The following is a 16930-nucleotide window of genomic DNA, read 5'->3' as shown; positions in this document are numbered from 1 at the left end:
GAACTAAATTAAAAAGCCAGCGTTGAAAAATTCATTTTCAGCGCTGGCTTTTTGATTACTGTGGCAAAATCAACTTTGCGTGACTCTTCCCTTGTCCTTGAGCAGTAACCTGAATTTGATATGGAATCTCAACCTTCAATTCTTGAACGTGACTGATAATTCCGATCATTCTGTGATCTCCTTCTATATGTTCCAATGCTCCCATCGCAGTTTGGAGTGAATCTTGATCTAGTGATCCGAAACCTTCATCTATGAAAAGAGTATCAATTGTAATGCCACCTGATTGATTCTGAATAACTTCGCCCAAGGCCAGCGCTAAACTTAACGCTGTAATGAAACTTTCACCGCCAGAAAGTGTGTGAACACTACGAGGATGACCAACGTTGTCATCATAGACATCCAACTCAAGACCGGTATCCTTTTGGTAAGTTCCAGCCTCCTCATGCAATTTAAGAAAATAGCGTCCCGAACTCAATTGTTGTAAATGACCATTAGCTGTATCCAGTATTTCAAGCAAATACTCACGCAGCACATATCGTTCAAGGCTCAGCTTTGCATCCCCACTACCACTGATCGTTGCCGTTAACTGTTCTAGTTCTTGAAAATCGTGAGCTTGCTTACTTAAAGAATCACTAGACTGCTGAATTGTCTTCAATGTATTCTGGTTTAGAATGTATAGTTCAGTAGTCCGCTCAAGTAGTTGATTATCATCTGAAACAACTTGTTGAAATTCCTTTAACTTTTTCGTTTCAGTCGCGATATCGACTCTGTCACCGCTAACTAGTTGATGCAATGTTTCTAATCTGGCCTTCACTTCAGAAACCTGCTGTGCATAATCTTGATAGCGTTTTTGATATCCATCAAGCTGCGAAACTTGATTTAGTAATTCATTAAATGCTTCCCAGTCTTCGCTATTAAAATGTTTAATCAAGGAGGCCTTTAAGTCACTCCTTACCTCTTCAATCCTCAAGTTAAGATCATTTTGACGGTTGGTTAAAACTTTAATTTCAGAATTTGATGCAGCTATTTGACTTTTAACATCAGAAATTGATGCTTGATTTTTTTTCTGATCATCATCAAATTGCATCACGTCATCATTTAATTGATTTAAATGTTCATCTAAGCTCTTTAAATCACTAAATTCATGCGGTAATTGTTCCTTGGCGTCACTCAATTTAACCGTTAAAGTTTGCAAATTATTCTGTGATGAAGTCAATTTTTCTTGCTGATCATTAATTGAAATTTTCAACTCGTCCTGTTTTACTTTTAATTTGGCTAATTTTTCTGACGCAGCCTGGCTATCACTTAACTCTGATGCTAGCGTATCAATTTGATCCTTCAAAACTTGTCTACCATCTTCTATCGCATTTTGAATGCCGTCTAGTTGTGAATTAACAATACTTAACCATTTCTCTTTTTTAATCGCTGTTGCCAATTCGGTTACCGAAACATCCAGATCGCCTTGCTCGTTTTTAATTTGTAATCCTAATTGCTCTATTTCGGTCTGGTTGACAGTTAATATTTTATTTTGTTTGCTCAATTCCGAATCAGCTTTATTTAAATCATCTTTAGTGACATTTTGACCTTCAACAGCCACCGCAGGACTAGGATGCTCTGTACTGCCACAAATAGGGCACGGAGTTCCAGGCTTTAACTGTTGTGCAAGCTCTGCAATATGGTTTACCAATCTTTGATTTTCAAGATCCGACTTTATTTCAGCGGCATCTTCAACATTTTGTTTGAATTCCGATATTTTATCGATTTTAACAGCTAAATTCGCTTTATCACCATTTAGCTTACTCTCTGACTTCAAAATCTTACTTAATTCTGTTTCAAACTGCGCCAGTCGGTCTCGATGATGTAATGACTGGTTATATACTAGCTGTCGATCACCGAGTTGATTCGTGAGTTGTTGTAATTCTGTTTGTTTGGCATCTAATTTTTGCTGTTGTTGGACATATTCATCCATAACAGATTGTTCTTTGATGCTAGTATGTTGTGCCGTATCCAAATCTTTTGCTAATTTATTCACTGTTTCAAAATTTGCGCGTTGCCGGGTTAAAACTGGTATTTCCTGTTTCATTTCAGAATAATTATCAGTCTTCTCTTCAAGCTTCTTGTGTTGCTGCTCTAACCGTTTAAAGTCTGACTGCAACTTGATTAATCTACTTTGAGATTCATCAATTTTTTGGCCGTTTTGTGATTTTTGCTGTTGTGCCTGATTGAGTGATTCATTAGCCGCTTGGTGATTTTTAGCCCACTGCAATTCATCGATTTCACTTTGTAGTTGTTTCATTTCCAGTTGTCGCGTTTGCAGCTGCCGCTGTTGATGCTCAAGATTATCTAATTCATCAAGCTGATGATTGTGGGTTTGAGCCTGTTCAATAACATTTGATTGTTTTTGAACTACCGAGCGATCAGTTTCCAATGTCTTTCGCTGTTTTTCTTGTCTCTCTCTAGTTGTTTCCTGCTGCTCTTCTAACAACTTTACCTGTTGTTCAACGTTTAAAGTTTCAAGATTATCTGGATTTTTTTCCCACTTAATTTTACCTAAGTTACTTTTAATCGTTGCTTGCCAAGACTTACTTTGATCGGATGCTTCCTTTAATTGTGACTTTAGCGTATCAGCCCATCGCTCATAAAGTTGAGTCCTGAACAACTTGCGTAATACAACTTCTTTATCAGTGCTTGATGCAGTTAAAAAACGCCGAAAGTCTCCCTGCGGTAAAAGGACAATTTGGGCAAACTGATCACGATTAATTTGCAATAACCGTTCAAGTTCAATATTGATTTCCTTTGTTCTAGCAGTATCTTCAATCTTTTTATCATGCTCAAACACTTTTAAATGAGCTGATGCACCATATTCCTTAGTACCAGTGCCACGTTGTTTAGACAAAATCTGCTTTGGACGACGACTAATATCATACCTTTTTCCCTGATGATCAAATATTAAAGTAACCTCAGTTGGATCAGTATCGGCCGCAAAGTCAGAACGAAGGCTGTTTGCCGGGCGATCACCGGTGACACTTTCACCATATAGTGCAAATGTCAAAGCCTCAAAAATGGTTGTTTTGCCACTACCTGTTTGTCCTGAAATTAAAAAAACCGGGACCTGATCAAGCCCGCTAAAATCAATTGTTTCGTTTTCGTATGGGCCAAAATTATGCAATATTAACTTAACCGGCTTCATTTTTGTACCTCTCTGTTCGCCTTACCTAGAGCATTCTCAGCCCACTTTTTTTGTTGTTCAGTTAAATCTTCTTTTGCTATAGACTCATAAAACTGGTCTAGTAATTCCATCGGATTTTGATTTTTTACATTCAGACTTCTTGGATTGATACTTGGTTGATACCCTTTCTCTCTATCTAACGACACAATGTTCGGGTATATCTCACGCAGTCTCGCTAATACATTAGGAATCGGTTTTGTATCAGTCAATGTGATGCCAAAGTAATCCTTTCGACCAATCTTTTCATAATAAATTGGATTTGTTAATTTCTCAAAACTATCGTGTAATCTTGTAACATCTCTAAGTGGCTGTAGTGCTTTAAATGTTCGTTCCATATTTTCAGTATCTAGAATATAAACGCCCTTCTCCTGATCAGCCTCAGATAATGAAAATTTAACCGGTGAACCACTGTATGCTGCATTATCTGCCTGAAGTGCCTGTCGGCCGTGGAGATGGCCTAACGCTACGTAATCGAAATCAGATAGCACACTAAGAGGTACCTCGGCCAACCCGCCGACTGATAATTGAGTTTCAGAATCTGTAACGGAACTCCCAGCTACAAAAAAATGGGCCACTAATATATGCTTTTTAGCCGGATCAAACAGCGTTTTGATTTTTTCTACAACTGCTTTTACAGCTTGGTCTAAATGAGTGATTTTTTCATTTTCAAAGTATTGTTGTGCTGCAAATGGTTCAAAATACGGTAATAAAAAGATTTGACTATTACCAACAGTGATTGGTTGGAATGCCTGTTCAATACTCGTCGCCATGTAAAATTTAGTTGCTTCAAACCATGGTGCACCCGTCGAAAGCCGAATTGCACTATCGTGGTTACCAGAAATTGCATAAATTGGCAGGCGATCTTCTAAATTCAATTTTTGAATCATTTTATTTAATAAAGATACTGAATTCTCAGATGGCATACCTCGATCATACAAATCACCCGCCAGTAAAATTCCATCCACCTTTTCATCAATTGCAATTTGTTCAATTTGTTTAAATGCATCTTCCTGAACATCTGTTAGGTCGAATCCGTGTAATCGGCGTCCAATGTGCCAATCGGCTGTATGTAATAAGCGCATGGCGTGACCCTCTTTCTATTTGCTATAGTGACTACTTCTATTTTAACATTACGTAAATTGTTGATAAAACACAAAAGCACTCTCGTAAATCACTCCGAAAGCGCCTTAGCAAAAAAATTATTTTTCCAAAAATTCCAACAGAATTTGAATAGCCGGTTTAGCCACGTCTCCAGTAAACGAATGATCAGTGTCATTCAACAAGTGCAGTTCGCTGTCAAAATATCCATTATGATAACGAACCGACGCATGATAATCGACCACTTTATCACTAATACCATGAATCAAACACACTGGTCCATTAAATTGATGAGCAACTTCGTAGATCGGCAGTGATTGAGCTGTTCGCAGATAAAAACCGCCAACTGTTAATTCGCCACGAATATTCAAAACATCAGGAATATTCTTTGGGTCATATGTAGTTCCTTGTAACGTGCCCAGCTGAGCGTCAGTTTTAAGAGTTGCCGCTGGTGCTAATAGTACTAATTTGCTAATCAAGTCTCTATAATATCCAGCTAGCATACTAGCAACTACTCCACCTTGAGAGTGACCAATCAAAACAATTTTCGCATAATTTAATGTCCGAGCAAAATCAAGAACAGCCTTGGCATCGCTGATTTCATTAAGGACAGTCATATTCTGTAACTCACCATCACTTTTACCATGTCCATTAAAATCAAACCTTAGCACAGCAAAGTCATTCTGTAACAATGCTGAAGCAATTCGTGGAACCAGTCGTGATTCGTCATAACCTAAATCAGCGGTGAATCCATGCATGACAATCGCAAGTGTGTCACTATTTTTTGAAGGCTTTTCTAAACGAGCATGTAAAGAAAGACCATCACGTTTAATAGAAAAATCCGTCATAAACACCTCATTTTTTTATGATAGCAGACTTAATATAACATAATTCAAAATAATCATTTTCTCCAAACTTATAATATTGTGCCAAATTCCGCTAAGATCGATAAAATGTAAGTTAATTGTGATAAAATAACATCCGGTTTACACATAAAATAAATGAGCTCAAATCATCGAAGTTGTTAGACAAGAGCAAAAATTTGGAGCTACTATTCATGACTAAGCAAAACAACAATTTTATAATGGCTATTTCAACAGTCGTTATTGGTTGCCTCGCTGGAACCGGTGCCGCCATTGTCAGCCTATTTCTAGACTTAATTGAAAAAACTTTTCTGAAGTTTAAGGAAACTGTCACTCATCCATACGCCTGGACTGTCTCACCAGATCGCAGATTATTTTCATTGATTATTGGTGGAATAGTTGCAGCCATCGTTTGGTGGATAATTAGTACCCGGATGAAACCGATCGTATCACTTAAAGAGGCCGCCACTGGGAAAAAAATGTCAGTACCGACAACTATCCTGCATGTATTCACCCAAATCTTTTATGTCGCAACTGGTGGATCAGTCGGACGAGAACTGGCGCCTCGAGAATTAGGCGCAATGCTTGCGCAAGTGTGGGGAAATTTCATTCACAAATTAACTAGGGTAAGTCTTAGCAAAGAAGATCGCCAATTATTAATAGCTGCCGCTGCGGGTGCAGGATTTGCGGGTGTCTACATTGCCCCAATAACAGGTGCAATGTTCAGCATCGAAATTCTTTTAAATAAAGTTACAAAGAAAACCGTCGCAGTTAGTCTAACAATGTCCGTCATTGGTATGCTTATTGGCTCTACGGTTAAGGGAATGGGTCCATACTATGCAGTAAGTAGCGGCGCTTTTTCACCGCGGATTCTTCTAGTTGTATTATTTCTTGGCCCATTTTGCGGAGCCCTTGGTACCATTTTTAGAATAATGTTCACCTGGGCAGGAAAAAAACGCGCCAAATCCAGACAAATTTTATGGCAGCTGCCCTTGATTAGCGCAATTACTGGCGCTATAGCTATGTTTTTCCCACAAATCATGGGAAACGGACGTGCTTTAGCACAGACGTCACTGGACACCAGTAGCGCTCATATAATTGAACTACTATTAATCGGGGCACTTGCAAAAGCAATCGTGACTGTTCTATCACTAAAAGCGGGTGCATACGGTGGTACCCTGGCGCCTTCTATATCAATCGGAGCAACCACTGGCTCTGCAGTTGGTATATTACTTGGTTTATTTATTCCTGGAGTCCAAGCTTGGCAATTCAGTGTCATTGGCGCCAGTTCTCTTCTCGCAGCTTCACAGCAAGCCCCACTAATGGCAATGTTTATGATGTTTGAAGTCAGTCATTTGAATTACTCCGCACTACTACCACTCAGCTTGGGTGTTGGACTTGCAATAGCCACTTCAAAGATAATGTTAAAGTACATGGAAACTAATCGTCAATCTTAAGGATCTCAAGAATGTCTTCAAAAGTACGTCTGATTTCAATGAAATCAGGCGCTTTTTTATTTTCAGCGGAATAATTAATAACTGTAACGATAAATGATGATAAAATCATATTTTCTAAATTGGAAGTATCATGGTGAACTATTTGCTTAATATTTTGTGATAGAACTTTTTGAATTTCACTTTGTAAAGTGATGTTCCCTATCTGTATCGAGCGCAGCGCCCTTATTTCATCACCACGTTTGGTAAAAATTTTCTGTACCTCTGGTGTCATTAGTTCAAGAATTTTTTCAAAGGATAGATTCTCTTCACTTAACACCCCTCGACGCTCGATAATTTGACGATACTCATTACCAAAATTCTCAATTAGTTTCTGAGCTAAGTCATATTTGTCGGTGTAATGCTTGTAAAAAGTGAGACGATTAATCATTGCCTGGTCTGCGATCTCAGTAACACTCACAGATTCAAATCCTTTTTCGTTAACTAAATCAATAAAGGCTTGTTTAATTGCAAACCTAGTTCTTCTAACTCTTAAGTCAGTCATTTATACGTATCCTCTTTAATTTATAATGTTTCGCACCAATATCATAACATATGTATCATTAATTAACATATGATGAATTATGTCGCCCATTACAGCATGATGACTATTTTTGATTATTGTGAATAATAGTTTTCTCTATATATAATTTATGTATCAACAAATAGGAGGAAAAGACTATGTTTCAAATTTATAAATCAAAAATGTTCTGGGGTGCAATGGTGTTAGTAGCCGCAATCATTGGATTCTTTACGTTCATGCAGATTGGACCTAAAAATAATATTAAGCTTCACCAAGTGCCAATTGCCTTAGTGAATGAAGACACGGATAAAAATGCTGAGCAAATTCAGAATAAATTAGAAGATAAATTTGCTGGTAGCAATTCACAAATTAAATGGGTCAAAGTTAACCATGAAAGTAACCTAAAAAAAGGATTTGATAACAAAAAATATTACGCAGCTTTCATCATTAAAAAAGGTTTTTCAGACAGCATACAAACTCAAACAAAGTTGATTGCGACAGAAGTCATGCAAAAGAAAATGGCAGTGGTTGATAATTCGTCAAGCACCAGGTCGGCTTCGCCAATCGTAAAACAAGCCAAAATCGAAGTAAAAATTAATCAAGGGATGAATGCTTCTATGTCGCAGGCATTGGAAAAAGCATTGCCTGCAATGGGTAATAACATTGGTGCACAAATTAGTCAAAAAGAACAATCAATCCTAAAAAAGGCTAATATTAGTCTTACTGTTGACCAAATGAACGTTATTAACAGTCCAATCAAGGTTACAACAAAGAACGTTAATAAAATCCCAAGTAAAAGTGTCAGTGGTATGATGCCTATGTTACTAACAATCTTTACCTGGTTAGGATCACTAATTTCATCACTGCTTTTGTGGCGGACACATAATAAACAAGTAAATGGTCAAATGACGTTCAAAACAATTTCTAGTCAGGTTTTGTCTGGAGCAGTCATGAGCGCTGTCATCAGTCCAATCATCTATTTCTTTATCCACACATGCTTTAGCGTACCAGTACCCACCCCTGCTACTTTTATTGGGTTACTATTCTTCAACTTCTTGATATTCTACTTTATTCAGACCTGTGTGCTAGATCTGGCAGGTTTCAAAGGTTGGCCACTGATTATAATAGTTTGGTTCATGGCGGCCGGCGTGTTGAGTTATGCTCCGCAGATGCTGCCATCGTTGTATCGTAATTGGATATATAGCTGGATTCCAATGAGATTTTCAATGGATACTTTAACAAATAATCTATACTTCCTAAACGGTTCAACCTCGACATTTAATTCAATTATAGTTCTGTCAGTCATCGGTGGAGTGGCACTGCTTATTATGTACATCACACCACTCATTCATCGTAAGAAATCTTAATTAAGCGAGTCGATTCATTACCAGAAAATAAGGTCCCCAAGGCTAAAATCCTGAAAAATTGGATTTTGATCTTAGGGACCTTATTGGCTGGATTCAACCATTTATTAGATGTTTAGGCTAGATAAACCGAAGCTCTAAATTAATAGTTTTGGTAGATAATAATAGTTCTTTCCCAACTTTTTTTGTATTGAGTGCAGTCATGATAAAGCTAATACACTATACTGATCCATTTCCATGTGATTAACAATAAACGAATAGATTATGGCAAAAAATATTTTTTAAATTAATTAATCAATATGAGCCGTATCTTCATTTTTACTCAAATAGTCTTTAATAATGTTTTCTAAAATATTACCAACAGTTGTTTCTTCAACCACTGCTTGAATCTTTAACTGTTTAATCAATTCATGATCTAGTGATGTGGTAAATTTACTTTTCATCATAATCTCCTATTTAACCTTTTTATTTAGCAACCCCTATCACAAAATGAGCTTAACCTTGTATCTGCACAGAGTATTGTTCGCACCTTTCGTTCGCATTTTCATCCCATTAACACCGATACTCCATGTTTATAACATCGACTAGACGTATACATAAATTTTTAAAATTTATGTAAAAATACGAATTAGTGAATAATATAATTTTCTTTTCTCTGCATATATGCCCTTAATTATTCAACTTGTTTACTAGTCATTTTATTATACCCACACTTTGATAACTTGTTCAAATAATCAACTGATAATTTACCATTATCACTATATACGATTTATAAATTCAATTACGTTAGTTAAAATTTATACATGTCTACGTATAATATATTAATTAAAATTACTATTTAGTCGTTGATAAACAGGCATTTTAGTTCGTATAACATTTGGCAATTAATGAATATTTATCAATATTAGTTTTCGTAATTTGACTTCTTAAAATTTTGCTAAAGATTAAGCGTTATTATAACTATTTTTTCAACTCCATATAGATTTCATCATTAAATGTTTTTTATATTGGCTCAGCAGTTCGATGTATTTGATACGATTGTAGGCTTATGAAATATTTTGTATAAGTTACTTGCATTTGCTTGTGTTGCTAGCTATACTTTCAATCAAGCATTAGGATTCTTCCCTAATCCTGATGTGATCCAAAGTTTCCTCTCTTTTATCATGATTAAGTATCACTATCATGAATCCCTTTAAAGCCGTTGCTGATACCGAACTACTATGTTAGTATCCTCCTACGTCATTAAATTCTAGCGATCATCAGTAGCGGCAACCCTACTATTTTTACTCGTGTTCTTAATTGAACGCGAGTTTTTTCTTTGCAAAAAAATTGACAACTTTAATTTTGTGTAGCATACTACATATATTAAATATAAAAAGATTTCAAACGGTTTTTATGGCACAAGAATTTAATGTTAAATCTATCAACATATGATATCAAATGTATCCTGCTATATATGAAGGAGGAACATCAATGAATAATAAACAAGCAATTGATATTCGGGGAAGAAAATACAATCGCACCTTAATGGTGATAGTAATGTTATTGGGATCGTTCCTCTCTCTGCTGACAGAAACATTTTTAAATAATGCACTCCCTTCTATCATGAAATCATTTTCAATTTCAGAATCAACTGTTCAGTGGTTGAGCACAGGATACTTGATGGTTGCGGGATTAATGATTCCAATTTCCGCTTGGATTTTCAAAAGATTTGACGTAAAAAAAACATATATGGTCCTTCTATCCATTTTCTTGTTTGGATCAATTATCGCCTACCTTTCACCAAACTTCTCTGTATTATTATCTGGCAGACTAATTCAAGCAATTGCTGCAGGCTCATTGATGCCACTGATTCAAAACGTCACATTATCAATTTATCCCGCAGAAAAACGTGGAGCTGCAATGGGTGTCACTGGCATCGTCGTGACATTTGCGCCTGCCGTTGGCCCCACACTATCAGGATTTATCATCGACAATCTTGGCTGGCGTGATCTATTTGGAGTTCTAATTCCGATCACCATTTTGTTTATGGTATTAGCTATGATTTTCGTTAAACATATCAATCAACCTGAGAATATCACTGTTGATTCACGTTCACTTGTGTACTCTACCTTAGGCTTCGGCGCATTATTGTACGGATTCTCAAATATTGGTAATACTGGCACAGTAAACATGACTACCATTGTTTCTATCATCTTTGGCATTGTCCTCCTCATCATCTTCGGCAAGCGTCAACTAACAACCAGTAACCCATTAATTGAATTAAGGATTTTTAAAACGAAAACATTTACGATAACGACGATTCTTAGTGCTTTAAGCAACATCGCGCTGCTTGGTGTTGAGCTGATTATGCCTTTATATATCCAAAACGTATTAGGTAAATCAGCATTGGTTTCTGGTTTGGTCATGCTACCTGGAGCAATTATCATGGGAATATTAAATCCCCTCACTGGTAATTTGTACGACAAGTACGGCATCAAAAACCTATCACTAATTGGGTACTTAATTTTAATCATTGGTACCATTCCCATGCTTTCGTTTGGATTGAACACAAACTTAGCACTGGTTTCAGTAATCTATGCAATTAGAATTGTGGGAATATCATTTGTCATGATGCCAACATACACTGCTGGTATTAATTCACTGAAAGAAAATCTGGCAATCTACGGTAACGCGGCATCATCAACTGTTCGTCAAGTTGCAGGATCTCTTGGTACTGCCATCTTAATGATGATTGTATCGCTATTCACTGTGACCAAATCAAATGGTTCCACCAACCTAATTTCTCTCAATAACGGTTATCATATGGCATTTATAGTCGCCATCATTATGTCAATTTTTGGTTTCATTTTGTCATTTACACTAAAAAATACCGATTAAAAACAAAACTGGCGTCTACAAATGGTAACATCAATGTATCAAGATAAATATATTGAACACAAAGGGAGCGTTGAAAATGAGCGAAATTAATAAGATGCACGACGGTGAACTATATCTTCCTGACGATCCAGAAATCATGCAAATTCAAGTAAAATGTCAGCAGCAATTATATGAATTTAACCAAATTGCGCCGATTAATGCCGATCAGCGGTCGGTAATGTTAAAGAAAATGTTTGCTGAATATGGCGACGGTTCTTATATTGAGCCACCCTTGAGAGCCAATTTTGGTGGTCACTTTGTTCACTTTGGCAAAAATGTTTACGCTAACTCAAACTTAACGATGGTTGATGATACACATATCTATGTTGGTGATAACACTATGTTTGGTCCGAACGTTACCCTAGCAACCGCGGGCCACCCAATTAATCCAAAAATTCGCGTTAAGGGATACCAGTACAATATGCCAATTCATATTGGAAAAAATTGCTGGTTTGGTGCTAGTGTGACGGTGCTACCAGGAATTACCATTGGTAACAACGTTGTTATTGGAGCTGGCAGTATTGTCACACATAATCTGCCTGACAATGTAGTAGCAGTTGGCGATCCATGTAAAGTGATGAGAGAAATTAATGAGCATGATAGAAATTACTATTTTAAAGATCGTCAAATAGATCCAAAAATCCGATAGTAAATATCTTCTAATAATATTCAAATTTTATGTTTCAAACCTTAGCACTGATGTTTATACTGGTGTTAAGCGCTTCTAAACGCATATACAAAGTTAGTTAGCAAACAGAAAGAAGGATTTTCACTTGCCAAATACCAAACCAGGTCTGTTAAAGGATCTCAAGCATACTTATGATGGGTTAAAGCCTAATCCAATTAGAATTTTTGACGCTGAAGCCAGCAAAATTGAAGGTGTCATTAAACTCTCGTTGGGAGAACCTGATTTTAACGTCCCCGAACACGTTAAACAGGCTGCAATCGATGCAATTAAAGACAATGAATCACATTATGGTCCTTCAAATGGATGGCCTTATGTTCGTAAAGCGGCCGCCGGATTCTTGAAAGATCGTTACAACCTTGATTACAATCCAGATACTGAAATTGCAATCACTGTTGGTGCAACTGAGGGCCTACACAGTGCACTGGATACCATTCTTAATCCTGGTGACAAGATCCTCATGCCAAGCCCAACATTCTCACTCTATGACCAACTTGTCCGAATTAATGGTGCAGAACCGGTCTACATCAATACTGAAAGCACCGGTTTTGTACTGACTCCTGAACAGTTACAAAAAGCAATTGATGATAATGGACCCAAGGTAAAAGTAATCTTGCTCAACTTCCCATCAAATCCAACTGGTGTAACTTATAATGCTGAGCAAGTTAAAGCAATTGCTGATGTTGTACGCAAAACTAATTTAATTGTTATTTCAGATGAAATATATTCTGAACTAACATATGGTGCAAAACACGCCTCATTTGCTGGAGAGCTACCCGAACAGACAATTCTGATTAACGGTGTCTCAAAATCTCATGCAATGACCGGTTGGAGAATTGGTTTAATTGCGGGGCCAGCTGATTTAATGAAACGTGTTAGCTTAGCTCATGCATTCAATGTAACATCAGCATCAAACCCGGAAATGGCTGCCGCTGCTGAGGCACTATCAACTGAAGAAGGTCGTCAAGACACACTGAAAATGAAGGCCGAATATATTAAACGACGTGACTTCGTAGTGGAAATCATGCGTGGACTTGGATTTAAGATTGCCAACCCGTCAGGTGCGTTCTACGTCTTCGCAAAAATTCCGTCCGGATATATCCAAGATGACAACGATTTTTGTTATGACTTAGTACGGAAGAACAAACTTGCACTGATTGCTGGTAGTGGATTCGGTCCAGGCGGTGAACATTACATTCGTGTCAGTTATGCCGCTTCGATGGAAACTTTACAAGAAGCAATGAAACGTCTGACAGCTTATATTAATGAAAATAAACCTAAATAACGACAAAAAAAGAATCAAAGAAAATTTATTAGTTTTCTTTGGTTCCTTTTTTTGAAACGTGGAAATAAAGGTCAGACGCCTGCCATGTAAGGGATGAATCATAATATTCAAGACCAGAATATCATGATTCATCCCTTACATTCTGGCATCTAAACGACCTTTCTTCCCACCCTTATATCAAGTGTCTCCTAATCCTCTCCGCCACCAATTTCATCTCAGACGGCGACTCTGTGAAGCCGCCATTGACCCAGTGCATCATCATAAAATACATTCCACCAAGTCCAAAATTTTGTGCATATCTATCGGTCTTCAGATCATCATGGCTCAGTGGACTCTTGTCTAGATTCATTAACCATGAATTTTCAATCAGGTACAATCGATGATTGCTGTTTAAGATTGATAATAAGTCTTGATGGGCCTGCCAAAAATAAAAAAACACTTCCACCATCGTCTCAAATTTAAGTTGTTCTATTGCACTAATAGTTTCAAACATCGTTTTTGTGTTACGGTCGATTTCATAAGTTAACACATCATCTAGACTATCAAAATGACGATAAAATGTCCTCCGTGCATAACCGGCACGTCTAGTAACTTGCTCGATTGTCAGCTCGCTTAATTTATTTTTCTCTAATAATTGCAACAAAGCTTCGACAATCGTCTTCCTAGTCTCATTAACCTGACGAATGCGAATTCTCTTTTCACCATTCATGATGAGCTTCAGCCCCTTCTAATTAATCACATCATAGGACTAACTGTCTCAAATGTATACACATTATGCGATAAATCAGTCAGCATGATTTTCCTTAACTTTCTTCATGTAAGGCATCGCCCGACTAACCTCTTCATCCGTAAATGAATATTGTTTCATTGAACCAAACTTTTTGTATACAGGGCCGCGAAACGCCATCCAGTAATTAAATATGATCCACACGATAACAAGCAACCAATCAATACCATGATAAGTACTCGTCATAGGTGTCCTAACAATGTAATTAATACTAATTGGTGTTAAACCAAAAACGGCAGTTAAAAAACCAGGATTATAAATTTTTTTAATTGAAAGAGGAAAATAAATGAGGTGCATTGCTAGTTCAGCAAATGCAAAAATGACCGCTGATAAACTTAACCAATGCCATTGAGGGAAAATTAACGGTACAACATAGACTAATCCAGCAAACCATTCATTCCCCCATAGAGTTGATAATTGGTTTAGATCCCATTTTGTAGAATCTCGTTCATCTATATGAAGTTCAACGTTAATACCTACCCACGGAAAGCCACCAGGGAAACCCATTTCTTCAAAAAAGTGTAGATGAATGACTAATAAGCTGCCAAGAATCGTCACCTGTAAAAAGTTCCAGTGACCAAGTGTGATAATCACTGCTATCAATCCGGCGACAAAAACTGCCATTTCATACCAATGACGGATAAAATATTTCATTATCTTTGCCCCTCTCACTTACCAATTTGTGCAAAATTGATAACTTGCTTGTAACGTCGTACTTGCCATTCGTCAATTGGATACTTAGTTTGGCGATTTTTTAAACTCTGAACTGGCAACACAATCGTGATAACAATACATGCAAGCAGCATTAATACTGCGAACAACCAATCATATCCGTTAATTAAACCATTACGAGTTAAATAACTGATGAAGTACCAACCTAGTGGTAAAAATAATAATAACGTTGTTGCTAGGCCAGGATTGTACCAAGTATGCAACTTGATATTCATTTCCAATGCATGACCCAAGATTTGAAAAAGACTGAATAAAATTACGCCTAACCCAAGCCAATAAACATTTGAAAATATAATTGAAATTAGATAAATCACCCATGCGCTTGTATTCACCAAACAAATTGATAAACTGTTTCCGGGGTACCGATCTGGTAGCTGTTTTTCGTCATACACTACACGGTTGATAATCATCGGTGCACCTCCGGGAAATTGATATTCTTCAAATTGATGTTCGAATAACGCCATTAGATTGAAAATTAATAGTAATTGCGTTTTATCAAATTGTGGTCGAAATACGATCATCCATATCACCATCAAAATAAATATAACTGTGCTAAACCGATACCAGTATTTAATAAAAAAATTCATTTGAAAGTCCTCTTTTCTTGTCACATATGTGTCATTTAATATTTATGATTATATAGTTGTCACACAATATTGCTAGATAATGCGCATTAATGTGCACAAAGATTGTCACTTGTGACAATTAGGAAGAACAAGAATAACTTTATCAAATAAAAAAAGTCTGGATATAAGCCATGATTATCAATACTCAGCCCCAGAATCACTGGAGTATCAATTTTTCTATACTAAATGAATGTTTCAACACAAAAAAGGCCCCAATGCCAAAATTCAGATTTAGAATTTTAGTTTTGAGAACCCTATGTTTTAGGAGCCGAACCCCTTTAATACTCTATTTATTTAATCTCTTTAATGGCATCCGGTAGAGTTACTAAATCATGGCCAAGCACAGTAACCAGATCGTCGGTGTTTTCATCAAGATTGCCATCACGAATTAATGTTTGGAATGATGTTACTAAGGCAGCCGTTCCAGCATCCAGTCCACTGCTTTCCAATCCGGCGGTGTAATCTGCATCAGACACAGATAAAACATCAAACTTATGATCGCTAACTTGTGCAACATTCTCTGCTAAATCAGCGTATGTGTTTGAAGGACCAGCAAATTCATAAGTGTCCTTTGGTGAATCCAGTACCAGCACTTTAGCAGCAGCTTCTGCATATTCACGTTCAAGTGCCCAACCTGCACGACCATCGGCTGCGGAATAAACAAATGAATCCCCTGCTAGAGCACCTTTAATTGAGGCAATTTCATTTTCTAAATACCAATTGTTACGTAAAAATGAATGCTTAATACCAGTTTTCTCAATTGCGGCTTCAGTTGCCTTATGATCTGCAGCAAGAGGTGTCGTAGAAGTATTGGCATGTGGAAAGCTTGTATATGCGATGAACTTAACACCAGCATTTTCAGCAGCCTTTACGACATTTAAATGCTGTTGCTCACGCGTCACCTGTCCGCCCGGCTGTGATGAAATGAAAAGCAATTTATCAACGCCTTTTAGGGACTCCGTTAAACTGGCAACGTCAGTGTAGTCACCCTTACGAACTTCAATACCGTCAGGAACTAAATTCTTAGCTTTATCTGTATTACGTGCCAAGGCAACAATTTCGTCGTTACTTCTTAGCTGAGACAATGTTTTAATAGCAGTTTGACCAAATTTTCCTGTTACACCAGTAATTGCATATTTTGTCATTATTAAATATCCCCTTTTCTTGTTACTTTTTAAATAACTTGCAATTAATAATGTAACAGGAATTAAACAGTATGTCAACAATAATCTGTTATTTTTTTAGTAACAAGTTTTTAACAAAAAAAATACCGCAAGTAATCTTGCGATATTTTTATGGGTTCTACAATATTTGGTACTGATAGAT

General features: G+C 36.9%; 14 protein-coding genes. 5 read left to right on the top strand and 9 right to left on the bottom strand.

Features of this window, described 5'->3' with window-relative positions; translation table 11 throughout:
- Positions 1-55: 55 nt before the first annotated feature.
- The 3 genes from FD16_RS08730 to FD16_RS08720 all read right to left on the bottom strand — a co-directional run bounded on the left by FD16_RS08730 (position 56) and on the right by FD16_RS08720 (position 5175).
- Positions 56-3190, bottom strand: coding sequence for an AAA family ATPase (locus FD16_RS08730; protein WP_010621861.1), 3135 nt, complete (start codon positions 3188-3190; stop codon positions 56-58).
- On the bottom strand, positions 3187-4311 hold the full coding sequence (locus FD16_RS08725) for an exonuclease SbcCD subunit D (protein ID WP_010621860.1): 1125 nt from the start codon (positions 4309-4311) through the stop codon (positions 3187-3189). Before FD16_RS08725 ends, FD16_RS08730 begins: the two co-directional genes overlap by 4 nt.
- Before the next feature lie 117 nt (positions 4312-4428).
- Positions 4429-5175 (bottom strand): alpha/beta hydrolase, encoded by a 747-nt coding sequence (locus FD16_RS08720; protein ID WP_010621859.1) that lies wholly within the window; start codon positions 5173-5175, stop codon positions 4429-4431.
- Between the two features lie 209 nt (positions 5176-5384).
- Here FD16_RS08720 and FD16_RS08715 point away from each other — a divergent pair, with 209 nt between their 5' ends.
- Entirely contained in the window at positions 5385-6647 is a 1263-nt protein-coding gene (locus FD16_RS08715) for a chloride channel protein (protein WP_010621858.1), read from the top strand.
- On the opposite strand, the gene FD16_RS08710 is transcribed toward FD16_RS08715, so the two are convergent.
- A complete protein-coding gene (locus FD16_RS08710; protein ID WP_010621857.1) occupies positions 6631-7188 on the bottom strand; it encodes a TetR/AcrR family transcriptional regulator in 558 nt (185 codons plus the stop codon). The two genes, FD16_RS08715 and FD16_RS08710, sit on opposite strands and share 17 nt — an antisense overlap.
- 176 nt (positions 7189-7364) lie before the next feature.
- Between FD16_RS08710 and FD16_RS08705 the strand changes: the two genes are divergently transcribed.
- Entirely contained in the window at positions 7365-8573 is a 1209-nt protein-coding gene (locus FD16_RS08705; protein ID WP_010621856.1) for a YhgE/Pip domain-containing protein, read from the top strand.
- 287 nt (positions 8574-8860) lie between these two features.
- Here the strand turns inward: FD16_RS08705 and FD16_RS12930 are convergent, their stop codons facing one another.
- Positions 8861-9013, bottom strand: coding sequence for a hypothetical protein (locus tag FD16_RS12930; RefSeq protein ID WP_162255729.1), 153 nt, complete (start codon positions 9011-9013; stop codon positions 8861-8863).
- A 1030-nt stretch (positions 9014-10043) separates the two neighbouring features.
- On the opposite strand from FD16_RS12930, the gene FD16_RS08700 reads away from it, so the two are divergent.
- The 3 genes from FD16_RS08700 (at position 10044) to FD16_RS08690 (ending at position 13459) form a co-directional block, all read left to right on the top strand.
- On the top strand, positions 10044-11450 hold the full coding sequence (locus FD16_RS08700) for an MDR family MFS transporter (protein WP_010621855.1): 1407 nt from the start codon (positions 10044-10046) through the stop codon (positions 11448-11450).
- A gap of 76 nt (positions 11451-11526) precedes the next feature.
- Entirely contained in the window at positions 11527-12138 is a 612-nt protein-coding gene (locus tag FD16_RS08695; protein ID WP_010621854.1) for a sugar O-acetyltransferase, read from the top strand.
- Positions 12139-12262: 124 nt separating this feature from the next.
- Complete coding sequence (locus FD16_RS08690; RefSeq protein WP_010621853.1) at positions 12263-13459, top strand: aminotransferase class I/II-fold pyridoxal phosphate-dependent enzyme; 1197 nt, start codon at positions 12263-12265, stop codon at positions 13457-13459.
- A 172-nt stretch (positions 13460-13631) separates the two neighbouring features.
- Here FD16_RS08690 and FD16_RS08685 read toward each other — a convergent pair whose 3' ends face one another.
- The 4 genes from FD16_RS08685 to FD16_RS08670 form a co-directional block, all read right to left on the bottom strand.
- Complete coding sequence (locus tag FD16_RS08685; protein ID WP_056938546.1) at positions 13632-14168, bottom strand: TetR/AcrR family transcriptional regulator; 537 nt, start codon at positions 14166-14168, stop codon at positions 13632-13634.
- A 75-nt stretch (positions 14169-14243) separates the two neighbouring features.
- On the bottom strand, positions 14244-14900 hold the full coding sequence (locus FD16_RS08680) for an HXXEE domain-containing protein (protein ID WP_010621851.1): 657 nt from the start codon (positions 14898-14900) through the stop codon (positions 14244-14246).
- Positions 14901-14914: 14 nt separating this feature from the next.
- Positions 14915-15565, bottom strand: coding sequence for an HXXEE domain-containing protein (locus FD16_RS08675; protein ID WP_010621850.1), 651 nt, complete (start codon positions 15563-15565; stop codon positions 14915-14917).
- 329 nt (positions 15566-15894) lie between these two features.
- Positions 15895-16749: an SDR family oxidoreductase gene (locus FD16_RS08670; RefSeq protein ID WP_010621849.1), complete on the bottom strand. Its 855-nt coding sequence runs from the start codon at positions 16747-16749 to the stop codon at positions 15895-15897.
- Between the last annotated feature and the right edge of the window lie 181 nt (positions 16750-16930).

Origin of the sequence: Paucilactobacillus suebicus DSM 5007 = KCTC 3549, assembly GCF_001434475.1 — a bacterium.
Classification (GTDB): Bacteria; Bacillota; Bacilli; order Lactobacillales; family Lactobacillaceae; genus Paucilactobacillus; species Paucilactobacillus suebicus.
This window is presented reverse-complemented; position numbering and strand designations above follow the sequence as displayed.

Bases quoted from the DNA above. Each gene is read 5' to 3' on its own strand.
- FD16_RS08675 (WP_010621850.1), bottom strand. From the start codon at position 15,565: ATGAATTTTTTTATTAAATACTGGTATCGGTTTAGCACAGTTATATTT.
- FD16_RS08720 (WP_010621859.1), bottom strand. From the start codon at position 5,175: ATGACGGATTTTTCTATTAAACGTGATGGTCTTTCTTTACATGCTCGT.
- FD16_RS08725 (WP_010621860.1), bottom strand. From the start codon at position 4,311: ATGCGCTTATTACATACAGCCGATTGGCACATTGGACGCCGATTACAC.
- FD16_RS12930 (WP_162255729.1), bottom strand. From the start codon at position 9,013: ATGAAAAGTAAATTTACCACATCACTAGATCATGAATTGATTAAACAG.
- FD16_RS08730 (WP_010621861.1), bottom strand. From the start codon at position 3,190: ATGAAGCCGGTTAAGTTAATATTGCATAATTTTGGCCCATACGAAAAC.
- FD16_RS08700 (WP_010621855.1), top strand. From the start codon at position 10,044: ATGAATAATAAACAAGCAATTGATATTCGGGGAAGAAAATACAATCGC.
- FD16_RS08710 (WP_010621857.1), bottom strand. From the start codon at position 7,188: ATGACTGACTTAAGAGTTAGAAGAACTAGGTTTGCAATTAAACAAGCC.
- FD16_RS08685 (WP_056938546.1), bottom strand. From the start codon at position 14,168: ATGAATGGTGAAAAGAGAATTCGCATTCGTCAGGTTAATGAGACTAGG.
- FD16_RS08680 (WP_010621851.1), bottom strand. From the start codon at position 14,900: ATGAAATATTTTATCCGTCATTGGTATGAAATGGCAGTTTTTGTCGCC.
- FD16_RS08695 (WP_010621854.1), top strand. From the start codon at position 11,527: ATGAGCGAAATTAATAAGATGCACGACGGTGAACTATATCTTCCTGAC.
- FD16_RS08705 (WP_010621856.1), top strand. From the start codon at position 7,365: ATGTTTCAAATTTATAAATCAAAAATGTTCTGGGGTGCAATGGTGTTA.
- FD16_RS08715 (WP_010621858.1), top strand. From the start codon at position 5,385: ATGACTAAGCAAAACAACAATTTTATAATGGCTATTTCAACAGTCGTT.
- FD16_RS08670 (WP_010621849.1), bottom strand. From the start codon at position 16,749: ATGACAAAATATGCAATTACTGGTGTAACAGGAAAATTTGGTCAAACT.